The sequence below is a fragment of the Archangium sp. genome (assembly GCF_036389735.1).
Classification (GTDB): Bacteria; Myxococcota; Myxococcia; order Myxococcales; family Myxococcaceae; genus Archangium.
Map to the genome: position 1 here is coordinate 1 of NZ_DASVWK010000345.1, position 13,200 is coordinate 13,200.

The 13,200-nt window shown below is 69.9% G+C and carries 12 protein-coding genes and 1 pseudogene; 10 read left to right on the plus strand and 3 right to left on the minus strand.

What is annotated here, in order from left to right:
* The first annotated feature begins 153 nt into the window (after positions 1-153).
* The 4 genes from VF794_RS12100 to VF794_RS12115 all read left to right on the plus strand — a co-directional run bounded on the left by VF794_RS12100 (position 154) and on the right by VF794_RS12115 (position 1,472).
* On the plus strand, positions 154-339 hold the full coding sequence (locus tag VF794_RS12100; RefSeq protein WP_331109877.1) for a hypothetical protein: 186 nt from the start codon (positions 154-156) through the stop codon (positions 337-339).
* A 75-nt stretch (positions 340-414) separates the two neighbouring features.
* A complete protein-coding gene (locus tag VF794_RS12105) occupies positions 415-723 on the plus strand; it encodes a hypothetical protein (protein WP_331109879.1) in 309 nt (102 codons plus the stop codon).
* Positions 720-1,022 (plus strand): hypothetical protein, encoded by a 303-nt coding sequence (locus VF794_RS12110; RefSeq protein ID WP_331109881.1) that lies wholly within the window; start codon positions 720-722, stop codon positions 1,020-1,022. The genes VF794_RS12105 and VF794_RS12110 overlap by 4 nt, the downstream gene beginning before the upstream one ends.
* A 3-nt stretch (positions 1,023-1,025) precedes the next feature.
* On the plus strand, positions 1,026-1,472 hold the full coding sequence (locus VF794_RS12115) for a type II toxin-antitoxin system VapC family toxin (RefSeq protein WP_331109882.1): 447 nt from the start codon (positions 1,026-1,028) through the stop codon (positions 1,470-1,472).
* An 8-nt stretch (positions 1,473-1,480) separates the two neighbouring features.
* Here the strand turns inward: VF794_RS12115 and VF794_RS12120 are convergent, their stop codons facing one another.
* Complete coding sequence (locus VF794_RS12120) at positions 1,481-4,207, minus strand: TIGR02266 family protein (protein WP_331109884.1); 2,727 nt, start codon at positions 4,205-4,207, stop codon at positions 1,481-1,483.
* 173 nt (positions 4,208-4,380) lie between these two features.
* Positions 4,381-5,712: a hypothetical protein gene (locus VF794_RS12125; RefSeq protein WP_331109886.1), complete on the minus strand. Its 1,332-nt coding sequence runs from the start codon at positions 5,710-5,712 to the stop codon at positions 4,381-4,383.
* A gap of 271 nt (positions 5,713-5,983) precedes the next feature.
* On the opposite strand from VF794_RS12125, the gene VF794_RS12130 reads away from it, so the two are divergent.
* The 6 genes from VF794_RS12130 to nagZ all read left to right on the plus strand — a co-directional run bounded on the left by VF794_RS12130 (position 5,984) and on the right by nagZ (position 12,735).
* The gene (locus VF794_RS12130; RefSeq protein WP_331109888.1) at positions 5,984-7,015 is read left to right on the plus strand and encodes a MoxR family ATPase; all 1,032 of its coding nucleotides are present in this window, start codon (positions 5,984-5,986) and stop codon (positions 7,013-7,015) included.
* Positions 7,016-7,024: 9 nt separating this feature from the next.
* Positions 7,025-7,903 carry a DUF58 domain-containing protein gene (locus VF794_RS12135; RefSeq protein ID WP_331109890.1) on the plus strand — a complete coding sequence of 293 codons (879 nt, stop codon included), beginning with the start codon at positions 7,025-7,027 and terminating at the stop codon, positions 7,901-7,903.
* Positions 7,900-10,002 carry a BatA domain-containing protein gene (locus VF794_RS12140; RefSeq protein ID WP_331109892.1) on the plus strand — a complete coding sequence of 701 codons (2,103 nt, stop codon included), beginning with the start codon at positions 7,900-7,902 and terminating at the stop codon, positions 10,000-10,002. The genes VF794_RS12135 and VF794_RS12140 overlap by 4 nt, the downstream gene beginning before the upstream one ends.
* 61 nt (positions 10,003-10,063) lie before the next feature.
* Positions 10,064-10,762, plus strand: coding sequence for a TIGR02269 family lipoprotein (locus VF794_RS12145; protein ID WP_331109894.1), 699 nt, complete (start codon positions 10,064-10,066; stop codon positions 10,760-10,762).
* A gap of 29 nt (positions 10,763-10,791) precedes the next feature.
* Positions 10,792-11,517, plus strand: coding sequence for a double-CXXCG motif protein (locus VF794_RS12150; RefSeq protein ID WP_331109896.1), 726 nt, complete (start codon positions 10,792-10,794; stop codon positions 11,515-11,517).
* 114 nt (positions 11,518-11,631) lie between these two features.
* Positions 11,632-12,735 carry a beta-N-acetylhexosaminidase gene (gene nagZ, locus VF794_RS12155; RefSeq protein WP_331109898.1) on the plus strand — a complete coding sequence of 368 codons (1,104 nt, stop codon included), beginning with the start codon at positions 11,632-11,634 and terminating at the stop codon, positions 12,733-12,735.
* A 5-nt stretch (positions 12,736-12,740) separates the two neighbouring features.
* On the opposite strand, the pseudogene VF794_RS12160 reads toward nagZ, so the two are convergent.
* Positions 12,741-13,200: pseudogene (locus VF794_RS12160) on the minus strand (hypothetical protein); the annotation flags it as partial.

The following is a 13,200-nucleotide window of genomic DNA, read 5'->3' on the forward strand; positions in this document are numbered from 1 at the left end:
ACTTCAACAAGGGTGGCCCCGAGGCCCAGCAAGGCGCGGCCCCGAAGGCGCCCGCGAAGGACGGCGGCCCCTAGCCGCTCGGGGCAATCCACTCGCCAACACCCGCGCCCTCGCGTCCCTGGCGCTCGCGGTGACCGTGCACAGACAGGGTGCATGGACTTCACGGGGCTGGTCTCGCTGTCCGCGCGCCTGTTCGAGGGCGCCGGGGTGGCGGTGATGGTGGTGGGCGCGTTCGTCTCGGTCTTCATGGTGCCGCTCCAGCGCCACAAGGGGAGCGGCGAGAGCGGCTCAAGGCCCTGGAGTTTTGTGGCGCCGAACGGAGCGTACGTGAGCTGTTAAGACCGACGGTTATCGGTCAGCGAGATTGACCCTAATATCTGGCACTTCTACGGTAAGAAGATAGGAGGCTCATCAGTGCCTATCGACATCAAGCAGTTCAAGGAAGCCAGCAGGCCCTTGAGTGAACGAGTCCTGGGATTCCTAAAGGATCATCCAGAGCAGGCCTATTCACTCATGGAGCTCATGGCCGAACTCGAAGGTAAAGCGGACGCTGCGTCCATGGCATGGATCGTCGCCATAGAGCGGATGTCGGGGAAGAAGGAGGGGTCCGCGACTTTGAATAAGTACTCTAAAGCTCTTGAAGAACTCCTGAAGCAAGGGAAGGTGACAGAGGCCCAACTCCAGGGAACCACCTACTATGCGTACGGAGGAGGACACCCATGAACGCCGCCGTGGTTTCTGGCTTCGAGCTCATCAACCTTCCTCCCTTGGATCCACAGCGTGCACGAGCGCTGTTCCCTCTCGTCATCGAACGACTGATGACGATGAATCTACCCGAGGATCAAGCGACACTCTTCTTCCGCAATCTGCTTGAGCCACTTCTTCAGCTTCTGAGCCAATCAGAGTCCGGCCAGGCTGCCGATCACTCCTGGAAAGAGTGGTTCGACTTCTGCGAGTCGTTCCGCGCGGAGGTTCCAGTGCAGTCCTACCAGGACATCCTTGATGATCCTGATCGCTGGTAGGCCATGACGCTCTACTATCTGGATACTGGCGTTATCGTGACACCGCTCCTCAAGAACCGGGAACAGTCCGTCATCGATGAGTGCCTGGGCTGGATGGAGCGTGTGGCCCGAGGGGAAGTGCGTGCCCGGACTTCCTATCTGACCTGGGACGAGGTGACGTGGGTGGCTGGGAGGGCTTCGGGAGCCTATGACCGGCAGAAGGCGATCGTTGCCGGGCGCCTGCTACTCGGATTGAAGAACCTTGAATTCGTTCCCGTGGATGAGGATGTGACCCGGAAGGCCCAGGAGCTGCTGACCACGTTCGGGTTCAAGCCGCGAGACTGCATTCATGCCTCTTCTGCGCTGCTTCATGCGGGTGGGGAGTTGCTCACCCTCGATTCGGGATTCGTGAAGGATCCCACGCAGTCGACAGCGGCGGGCTTGAAGGTCGTCTGTATTGGGAATTCCTGACTGATGGCTCAGGCCTTGCCCACGACCTTCTTCAGGAAGCTCCAAAAACGCCCCGAGCGCTCCTTCAGGTCCTGCCCCCGGCGCTCCTCCGCCGCCTTCGCCGTCTCCGCGGCCACTCCCAGCCGCTGCCTCAGTTCCTCCGGCGTGTAGCGCGTCGACAGCGTCGCCTTCACGTCCTTGCGCGTCGCGTAGTCCTGCGCCCCCACGTGCAGCACGCACTCCGCGTCCAGCCGCAGCGTCACCGCCACCCGCACCGTCCCCTTCGGCCCCTTCGGCAACCCCTCCAGCCTCACCGTCCCCAGGTACTCGTTCGCCGCGATGTGCGTGTCCTCTCCCTGGAAGACGGACAGCTCCATCACCTCTTCGTTGTCCCGCGTCGTGGAGATCGCGAACGAGCGCTGCGAAGGCAACGGCGTGTTGCGCTCGATGACGCGGGTGAAGCCGCCTCCCGGCATCGCCACGCCGATCGTCATGGGCAGCACGTCGATGAGCACCACGCTGCTCACCTTGTCCACCGCGCTCGAGTACAGCGCTGCTCCCAGCGCCACCGCCTCGTCCGTGTTCACCCCCGCGTGCGGCGGCTTGCCGAACACTTCCTTCAGCTTCTCGCGCACCAGCGGCATGCGGCTCTGCCCACCCACCAGCAGGATGTCGTCGATCTCCCCCGCTCGCAGCTTCGCGTCCAGCAGCACGTCCCGCACCACGTCCAGCGTCCGCATCACCAGCGGCAGGCACGCCCGCTCCATCTCCGCCCGCGTGAGCGTGACGTGCAGGTCCCTCGGCTGCCCCGACTCGTCCATCATCAACATCGGGATGTGGACCTCGTAGGTGTTGCTCTCCGAGAGCGCCACCTTCGCCCGCTCGGCCGCGTCCGTCACTCGCGACAGGGCGATCCGGTCTCCCTGGAAGGCCACCTTCTCCGCCTGCTGGAAGCGCTCCAGCAGCAGGTCCACCAGGATGCTGTCGAAGTCCATGCCTCCCAGGAAGATGTCGCCGCCCGTGGACAGCACCTCGAACACGTTCTTGTCGATGCGCAGGATGGTCGCGTCGAACGTGCCGCCGCCCAGGTCGTAGATGAGGACCTTCTTCGTGATCTCCCGATTGAGCCCATACGCCAGCGCCGCCGACGTGGGCTCGTTCAGGATGCGCTCCACCTTCAGCCCCGCCATCCACCCCGCCCGACGCACCGCCTCGCGCTGCGGCTCCGAGTAGTACGCCGGCACCGTCACCACCGCGCGCTCCACCTTCTGCCCCAGGTGCTGCTCCGCCAGCTCCTTGCACTCGCGCAGGATGATGCCCTGCACCTCCTCCAACGACAGCACGTGCTCGCCCATCCGCACCGCCGCCCGGCCCCGCGCATCCGGCATGATCTCGTAGTGGAAGCGCTCGCGCACCTGGTTCACCACCGCGCTGTCGAAGGGGCGGCCCACCAGGCGCTTCGCACCGTAGATGGTCTGCTCCGGACGCAGCAGCACCTGGCTCTTCGCGCGGTGGCTCACCAGCAGCTTGCCCTGCGAGGTGAGCGACACCACCGAGGGAATGGTGTTGTAGCCCTCGCGCGAGCGCAGCACCGTGGGCTTGTTGTTCGTCACCACCGCCACGCACGAGTTCGTCGTGCCCAGGTCGATGCCGATGACCGGACCCTTGCCCTCGATGCTCGTGGGCGGCGTGAGAAAGGCGGTGCGCACCTGCGCCGGCGAGCTCTTGGGCTCGGGAGGCAGCGGTGCCGCCGGCTTCGCGACCGCCGGGGCGAGCACGGGCGCCGTCCTCACGGGGGCCGGGGGCTGCACGGGCGCCGGGGGCTGCACGGGCGCCGGAGGTGGTGTGGGTGCCAGGGACGGTGCGGGCGCGGCAACCGGAGCCGGGGGACGGACGGGGGCGGGCGCGGGAGCCGGCACGGGCGCCGGCTTCTTCGCCGGGGGCCGGTAGGGCTGCCCCGCCACGGGCCGGGCGAACTCGAGCGGCTCGTCGTCCTCGGACGAGCCCAGGTCGAGTTCCACCGCGCTGCTCGTCTGACCGTTGCGCACGGGCTGCTGGGGCGCGGGTCGCGGCGTGGGAGCGGGCACGGACGTCGCCGCCTCCGACAGGTCCAGGTCGAACTCCACTCCCGCCCCGGGCTGGCGCAGCACGGCCGCCGCCATGGCGGGGGAGATCTCCACCGTCGAGCGCGAGAAGAAGTCGGGCTCGGGCGTGCTGGCGATCAGCTCATCGAGCGGAATGTCGACGGAGGTGACGGGCGGGGGCGCCGGAGGCTTCGGGGGCTCCACCGGACGGGGCCCGGCGACGGGCCGGACCGTGGCGACGCCGGGCGACATGGGCGCCACCGGGGGAACCCCCGGCGCCACCGGGGGCGGAGTGGGAGTCACCGGCGGAGGCATCGCCATGGCGGGCACGGGTGGCTCGCCCCTGCGCTCCAACATCCGATCGACGAGCGCCTGGGAGGCCGGCTCCAGCTCCGTGAACTGGATGCCCATGCCCGGAGGCCCGGACAGATCCTCGGGCGGCCGCACCCAGCGCACCACCGCCGAGCCCCGCAGCACCCGCTGCCCGTCCGCGATGCGCACCTCGAACTTCACCAGCGTGCCCACCGGCTGCGGCTCGCGGGAGCGGATGAACATGCCCCCGGGGCTGATGTTCACCGCGAACTCCTCGACGAAGCTGCCGATGTCCGCGTGCTTGAGCTTCACCAGCAGACCCACGGCCTTACGATCCGCGCCGCGTCGACCCTGATCCATAGGGTCTGACTGTCGCGGGTCCGACTGGCTCGCTCAAGTCTTTATCTTCACCCTCGCCCTCCTGCCCGCCCGCCATCCTGTTGCAGGTAGGCGCACAACCCACCTGACAGGCGCTCCCACGGGCAACCTGGCAGGTCGTTCCCACCACCCGGGAAAAGTACAGCGCGGTGCGCTCAAGGGGCGAGCACCCGGAGGAAGGCCTCCTGGTTCCACGCCTCGCCCGCGCGCCCGCCGTCATGCCGCTGGTAGCCGGCGAGGGTGAGGCCCTGGCCCGGGACGAAGTCCAGCGCGGTGCTCGCCACGAGGCAGTCCCCCGCGGTGCACTCGCCGGGCGTCAGCGTGCGCTGGTCGCGCTGCGCTCCCTCCGGCGCGTACACGCTCAGTTCCCCCCCACAGCCGGCCACCACCTGCCCCGCGTCGTCCACCGTCACCACGGGCGGAGTCGGCCGCGCGCCACACGCCAGAGGGTGCGCCCAGCGCTCGGCACCGTCCGGTCCCGTCGCGAGGACGAAGGCCCCCGAGCCGCTGAGCGTCGTCCCCCCCCAGGGCAGGGTGCCGCGAAAGTCGCCCACCAGCGCGACACTCCCGTCCGGGCCCGGCTTCAGCCCGGTGACGTGGCCCTCCACCCCTCGCACCTGCCGGCCCCAGGCAAGGCGCCCATCCCGCTCGAAGGCGAGCAGCAGCAGTCCCCGTCCGCCCGGAGCGCCGAAGTCCTGACCATCCACCCGGAGCGTGCCGACGAGCCGGCCGGCGAGCAGCGCCTGCCCGGAGGGCATGAGGGCCAAGGCATGCAGCTCCGTGCCCTCGGCCACCGGGTCCAGTTGCCGCGTCCAGAGGTAGGCCCCCTGGGCATCGTGGTGGGCGAGCACCGGGACGTGGCCGTCCGGTGTCCACTCCTCGGCGGCGACGAGCGCCCCGCCCTCCCCATCCGCCGCCAGCCCATGCACCTTCTGCCCCACGCGCCGCTGCCACAGGGGCTGGCCGTCGCTGGAGAACTTCACCAGGAAGCCGTCATTGGCCTCGCCCAGGCCGAAGTCCTCCGGGTAGAGGAAGGCGTTGGCGGTGAGGAAGACGTCCCCCGAGGGAGAGGCCCCCACGCGCGGCGAGGCCAGGCGCATCCCGGAGAACTCGCGCGTCCACCGCACCTCGCCGTCCCGGCCGTACTTCGCCAGGGTGAGGGCCCGCCGCTCTCCGGGCACGGCCTCGCGGTCCTCGTCCATGCGCGGTGTGGAGAGCCACACCACGGAGATGTCCCCCCGGCCGTCCACGGCCAGTCCCGTGCCGAGGTCATCCTGCGGCCCGCCGAGCCGGTGGAACCAGGAGGGGGCCTGGGGCGCGGGCTTCATCGAAGGCATGGCGACGGGCGACTCCGTGGCCACGGCGACCGGCACGGGGTCCGAGCCCTGGGGCTCCGCCTCTCCACAGCCCACGGCCAGCGCCAGCAGCGCGGCGGGCAGGACTCGCTTCCACGGACGGGTGGTGTGTACGCCTGACTCTCGGTGCATGGGTTCTCCCTCCGTCCTCCGGGCGGGGCGACCGGAGGAGCGACGAACCGGAGGAAGGTAATGGGGTCATTCCCCTCGGCATCCCCCCCTTTCCAGAGCGAGCCGGGCTCCCCCGGAGGGCAGGGAGGCGGCCCTGGCTGTCCGGGAGCGGACGAACGGCCGACGGCTGGAATACGTGGGTGCCGGAACGGTTGGCAGCCCACGTTCGAGTCACGACTCCGACGCGAACCGCTTGGTCCGCGCGCTCCCCGCGATTAAGAAAACGCTTCTCATGGAAAACGCCGCCCCCACTCCCCCGCCGCCGGCCCCGGAACCCACCAACGAGGATCTCCAGTCCGTCGAGGAGCTCGCCCGGGCCAAAGCTCAAATCCTCGCGCAGATCGAGAAGCGCGTCGTGGGGCAGCGGGACGTGGTGGAGCACCTGCTCATCGCGCTCTTCGCCCGCGGCCACTGCCTCTTCGTGGGCGTGCCCGGTCTGGCCAAGACGCTGCTCATCTCCACCCTGGCGGACGTGCTCAACCTGTCCTTCAACCGCATCCAGTTCACCCCGGACCTGATGCCCTCGGACATCACCGGCACGGACATCCTGGAGGAGGACAAGGCCACGGGGCACCGCGCCTTCCGCTTCCTCAAGGGCCCGCTCTTCGCCAACATCATCCTGGCGGACGAGGTGAACCGCACCCCGCCCAAGACGCAGGCCGCCCTGCTGCAGGCCATGCAGGAGTACCGCGTCACCGCCGGCGGGCGCACCTATCCGCTGGAGCTGCCCTTCCTCGTCTTCGCCACGCAGAACCCCATCGAGCAGGAGGGCACCTACCCGCTGCCCGAGGCCCAGCTCGACCGCTTCATGTTCCTGGTGGACGTGGGCTACCCCACCGCCGAGGAGGAGGTGGAGATCGTCAAGTCCACCACCGGCGGCTCGCAGCCCGAGCTGCAGAAGATTCTCTCGCCCGAGAAGATCCTCGCGCTCCAGGCGCTGGTGCGGCGGGTGCCGGTGCCGGACCACGTGGTGCGCTACGCGGTGGAGCTGGTGCGCCACACGCGGCCCAAGGAGCCGGGCGTGCCCGAGTTCATCGCGAAGAACGTCTCCTGGGGCGCCGGCCCTCGCGCCAGCCAGTACCTGGTGCTCGCGGCCAAGGCGCGCGCCATCCTCAATGGGCGCTTCGTGGCCTCGGTGGAGGACGTGAAGGCGGTGGCCCGCCCGGTGCTGCGCCACCGCGTGCTGCCCAACTTCACCGCCGAGAGCGAGGGCACCACCTCCGTGAAGTTGGTGGACCAGCTCGTCGCGCTGGTGAAGGGATAGCGGCCGGACATGCTGCTGGACTCCCAGACACTGGCCCGACTCCAGGGCGTGAAGCTGCGCGCCCGCGCGGTGATGGAGGGGGTGCTGTCCGGCCTCCACAAGAGCCCGCACCAGGGCCAGAGCGTGGAGTTCGCCGAGCACAAGGAGTACGCGCCCGGCGACGAGCTGCGCCACCTGGACTGGAAGGCCTACGGCAAGTTCGACAAGTACTACGTCAAGCGCTACGAGCACGAGACGAACCTGCGCGCCATCATGGTGGTGGATGCCTCCGCCTCCATGGGCTACCGCAGCGGGGCGCTCTCCAAGCTGGACGTGGCCACCACCCTGGCCGGCGCGCTGTGCTACCTGCTGGTGCGCCAGCAGGACGCGGCCGGCCTGGCCCTCATGACGAACGGGCGCTTCCAGGACGTGCCCCCGCGCGCCTCGGCCGGCCACCTCAACGTGCTGCTGGACGCGCTCGAGCACGCCCAGCCCAACGGTGGCACCAACCTCATCTCCGCGGCGGACCACCTCGCCGAGGTGCTCCCGCGCCGCTCCTCCGTCGTCGTGCTCTCGGACTTCCTCGACGAGAACCAGGAGTCGCTCAAGCGGATTCTCGCGCTGCGCCAGCGCAAGAACGACGTGGCGGTGTTCCACCTGGTGGACCCGGCGGAGCTCACCTTCCCCTTCGATGACCCCACGCTCTTCCTCGACATGGAGGGCGAGGGCCGCATCGAGGTGAACCCGCGCGAAATCAAGGAGAGCTACCTGGAGGAGTTCGGGGCCTTCCTGGCGAATACGAAGTCGGCCTGCGCCGAGGCGGACGTGGACTACGAGCTGGTGCGCACCGATGAGCGGTTGGACGAGGTACTGCTGCGCTTCCTTGGGAAGCGGGGGAGACGGCGTTGACCTTCGCGCACCCGTGGATGCTGCTGGGGGCGCTCGCGGCGCTCATTCCGCTGCTCGTCCACCTCTTCGACCGGCGGCGGCCCCGGCCCCACCCCTTCGGCCCGATGGCCTTCGTGCTGCGCAGCCAGAAGCGCACCGCGAGCCGGCTCAAGCTCAAGCGGCTGCTGCTGTATGCCCTGCGCACGTTGATTCTGCTCGCGCTGCCGGTGGCCCTGGCGCGCCCGGAGTTGCGGCGGGACACGGAGGCGGCGGCGGTGGTGAAGGGCCCGGCGGCCACGGTCATCGTGCTGGATGCGTCGCTGTCCATGCGCTGGTCGGACGGGACGACGCTCTTCGAGCGCGGCCGGGACGAGGCGCGTGACGCGCTGACGGACCTGCGGCCCGAGGAGCCGGCGACGGTGCTGGTGTGCACGGGCTCGCCCCTGCCACCCGCGGCGCCGAACTTCGACCGCTCGAAGCTGCGGCAGGCGATTGACGAGGCCCAGCCCACGTACACGGGGGCGGACCTGTCGCGCTGCCTGGACCTGGCGGCGCGGGCGCTGGAGGAGAGCCCCGTCGCGGGCAAGCGCCTGGTGGTGGTGTCGGACCTGACGGCCGGCTCGGTGCGCCTGGAGGCGCCGCCGCCCACGGTGAAGGGCCCCACGGGCGAGGCGGTGCGGCCCGAGGTGGTGCTGCGCGACGCGGCCAACGGCAAGGACGCGCTGCCCAACCACGCGCTGGTGGACTTGAAGGTGGAGCCGGCGCTCCAGGCGGGCCCGCGCGCCTTCCAGTACACCTTCACGGTGAAGAACTTCGGCGAGGCACCGCTGAAGGACCTGGAGGCCTCGGTGCGCGTGGGCGACACCACGCTGGGCAAGGGCTTCGTGGACGTGCCGGCCAACGGCACGGCGCAGAAGTCGCTGACGGTGCGCTTCCCGCAGGGCGGCGCGGTGTCGGGGTACGTGTCGCTGACGCCGGACGGGCTGGCGGAGGATGACCGGCGGGCCTTCGTGCTGTCGGTGCCGAGGCCGCTCAAGGCGCTGGTGGTGAACGGGGAGCCGCACGCCACGCGCTACCGGGACGAGGCCTTCTTCATGGAGGCGGCGCTGTCGGCCCCGGGCTCGCCCGTGCAGGTGGCGGTGCGTGACGCGGCGGCCGGCTGGCGCGAGGACTTCGCCGCGTATGACCTGGTGTACCTGCTGAACGTGACGGCACCGGAGGAGGCCGAGGCGGTGAAGCTGCGGGCCTTCGTGGAGAACGGTGGCGGGCTCTTCGTCAGCGTGGGCGACCACGTGAACCCGGACGCGTACAACGCGCGGCTGGGCACGCTGTTGCCGCGCAACCTGCGACTGGTGCGCACCAGCGTGGAGCGCGAGGATCCGGACGCGGACGACAAGGCGGCGAAGCTGGCGCAGGTGAAGGTGGAGCACCCGCTCTTCGCGCCCTTCACGGGCCGGGCCGAGGAGGGCCTCGTGGGGGCGCGCTTCTACCGGTACATGCTGCTGGAGGCGGAGGGTGGTGGCGCGACGCAGGGCGCGAGCCAGGTGCTGGCCACGTACTCGGACGGGGCTCCGGCGGTGGCGGTGGCGCGCAGGGGCAAGGGCCGGGTGGCGCTCTTCACCAGCACGGTGGACCGCGACTGGAGCGACTTCGCCATCCGCACGAGCTTCCTGCCGTTGATGCAGCGCTTCGCGGCGTACCTGACGGGCTCGCTGGAGGAGCGCGAGGAGCAGCGGGTGCGCGTGGGCGAGACGCTCGCGCTGCGGCCCGAGGGCGCGCAGAAGGTGTCGGCGGTGAAGGCGCCGGATGGGACGGACGTGCCGCACAAGGCACAGCCGGACGGCACGGTGCTGGTGGGGCCCGTGGAGCAGCCGGGGACGTTCTCGGTGCTCGGCGCGGACGGCAACCCGGTGCCCGCGCTGGCCTTCGCCTCGACGTTGGATCCGGCCGAGAGCGACTTGAGCCGGCTGCCGCAGGACGCACTCGCGGCACACTTCGGCGAGGAGACGGTGAAGGCGTCGAGCGGGGACGCGGAGCGCCCGCCGGTGCCCCTGTGGACGTGGCTCATCGTGGCCGCGGCCCTGGCCTTTTTCTTCGAGGGCACGCTGCTGCGCAAGTAGTTCCTCGGAGAGGCGAAGCCTCCTCACGGTGCCCAGGAGGTCCCTACACTCCTGGGCCAACGTGACCCGACCTCTCCTGCACCTGCTGACAGTCCCTCTTGCCGTCCTGCTGCTGTCCGCCTGCGCCGCGACAACCCCGGAAGTGCGCGCGGACGATCCCACCGCGTGCGAAGCCCCGAGCGCTGACCAGTGTGTCGTGCTCGCATGTGACGAAGGGGAGTGCGGCGTCTTCGACTGCGAGGACGTGGACCCGGAGGCACTGACGCCTGCGCCTCTCGCGCATGGCGCGGAGTTGGCGCGCCATCGCCCTCCCCCGTCCACGCGCGGCCCCGGCCCTCAGCGCAACTGGAGGCGCGTGGGGCTTCGCGAGGCCGCACGACCCCGGATGGTCTTCCACTTCAGCTACCGCTATGGCTACCTCCCGGCCTTTCCCCGGCTCCAAGGAAAGCTGGTCAAGCATCACCTGTTCCCCCAGGCGCAGGAGTTCAGGCAATGGCTCGAGGACAATCGCATCGACGTCCACGCGTGGACGATGGTCCTTCCAGAGCACGTGCACCTGCGCATCCATCGTGGCGCGAACGGCGGCCCATGGAACGCGGCATGGCGAGAGTTCATGCGGGCGAACCTCCTCCGCCCGGTACCGCAAGAGGAAATGCTGCGAAAAGCTTTCGAGCTGGCCTACCGCTTCGACATCGTGGGCCCCCTCGTGCCTTACGGTCACCAGCTCGTCCCGCCGGGTCCCCAGCTCTTCGCCGATTGAGAACTGAGCCGCATGGAGGATGAAGACGCGTGAAGTTCTACGAAATCTCAGAGGACAAGGCTCCGCGCTACACGGGAAACCTGAATGCCGGGCACACGTGGAGTCTGCCCGGCGTGGACTGGTCGCAGCCGTGTCCGACCTGCCGCTTGGGAGGTGGTGTGGGGGGGCTTCCTCATCCCTGCGTGGACCTCTCGAGTCTCCCGGAGCGGGAGAAGTTCCACAAACCGAAGCCGGTGCCGTACGAGGAGTACGTCCGGCTGCGCGAGCTGGTCCGTCCGCTCCTCCCCTTGTGGGCCTTCCTACGACCAGGGGCGTCCTTCGGCCCGGTGGAGGGTTCCGGGTTGGGGTACTTCGGCCAGCTCTTCATGCAGAACCCCTGGACCCTCTTCGCGCGCCGTGAGGCACTGGAGCGGTTGCAGGCGGCCGGCGTGCGGGGCCTCCAGGGCTGCCCCATCAAGGTCCGCTTCCGGACGAAGCACGCACCGGAGTTGCTGGAACTGCAAATGGAGCTGCGCGGTCAGTTCCATCCCGAGTGTCTTTCGCCAGATCGCCTGCCCACCTGCCCCACCTGCGACAGCAACCAGAACCACCTCCCGAAGAGGATCCTGCTCGACGCCGCGTCGCTGCCCGAGCACATCGACGTCTTCCGCTTCCGTGACTGGCCTGGCTGCATCATCGCCAACGAGCGCATGGTGGAGGCGGTGATGCGCCTGGAGTTGGACGGAGTGGTGTTCCAAGAGATGGAGGTCCGCTGACTTCCACGAGGCGCGTCGCCTTCCTGACGGACGGGCAGGCGGCCATCGTGCGGAGGTGGGCATCCGGCTCGCTCTTCCCTCCCCGTGTGTTGGAGAGCGTGAGAAGGTGCCCCCATGAGCAACGCCCTCTATCGCGACTGTGCCCGGCTCTTCATGGTGGGCTTCCCCGGCCCTCGCATCGACGATGACTTCGCCGCGCTGATGGACGACGGCATCTTCGGCGCCATCCTCTTCAAGCGGAACGTGGGGAGCGCCCAGGAGACGGCCGCCCTGTGCCGCGACATCAAGTCGCGCGCGAATCGGCCCTTCATCCTCTCGGTGGACCAGGAGGGCGGCCGGGTGGCCCGGCTGCGCGGCGCGCCCTTCACCACCCTGCCCCCCATGCGCGAGCTCGGCCAGCGCGGTGACCTGGCGCTCGTGGAGCGCGTGGGCCAGTTGCTCGCGCACGAGCTGCGCGCCATCGGCTTCGACTGGGACTTCGCCCCCGTGCTCGACGTGGACACCAACGCCGCCAACCCCGTCATCGGCGACCGCAGCTTCAGCCGCGACCCGGACGAGGTGGGGCGCATGGGCGTCGCGCTCGCGCGGGGCCTGGAGGCCGGCGGCGTGGCCTCGTGCGGCAAGCACTTCCCCGGGCACGGCGACACCCAGTCGGACAGCCACCTGACGCTGCCCCGGCTGCCCCATGACATGGAGCGCCTGCGCCGCGTGGAGCTGGTGCCCTTCCGCGCCTTCGCCCAGGCGGGGCTCTCCTCGCTCATGACGGCCCACGTCCTCTTCGACGCGCTCGACCCCAAGGTGCCCGCCACCATGAGCCACCGCGTCCTGCACGGCGTGCTGCGCGAGGAGCTGGGCTTCGACGGCGTGCTCGTGAGCGATGACCTGGAAATGAAGGCCATCGCGGACCACTACTCGGTGGAGGAGGCCGCGGTGCTCGGCACCCTGGCCGGCGTGGACCTCTTCCTCGTCTGCCACCAGGCGGACGTGCAGCGGCGGGCCATCGAGGCGCTGGTGCGCGCGGTGGAGTCCGGCCGCGTGCCGCGCGCGCGCATCGAGGAGGCCCACCGCCGTCTGGCCCGGCTCGAGGCGCGCTTCGCGCACGGCCCCGAGGACCGACTGGCCACGCTCGGCGACGCCGCGCACCGCGCGCTCGCCGAGGGGCTCGCCAGCAGCTTCAGTGGGAAGGATCCCACCGAGGTCATGCTGGCGTCCCGTTAGCCCCCCTACTTCACGGGGACGCCGCCGGACTCGGTCCGGGTGGGGTCCGCCCCTTCATCCCCCGTGACGCCCTGGCCCGAGGTGCCCACGTCCTGGTCCATGCCGACGTCGCCCGCGCCGCCCGTGCCCGCGTCCGTCGGGCCCGTGGTGCCAGCGTCCCCGGCCATGGTGCCATGGGCGCCCTTGGTGCTCTTGGTGCCCTTCGTGCCACCGGAGCCGCCAATCCCCTGGTCCTCCATCATGCCGACGTCGCCCGCGCCGCCCATGCCGGTGTCGTTCCGCAGGCCGGTGTCGACGCCCCGGTTGGTGTCACTGCACGCCGGGAACAGCAGCGCCGCCGAGGCCAACGCTCCCACCACCATCCACTTGCCAATGCGCATGTCCGCTCCTCCATCCCGGGCCGCCGTGGCGACTCGGGAGCCGTGACGGCTCGACACAGCCGTCTCCCATCCCGCTCCTCCCGAA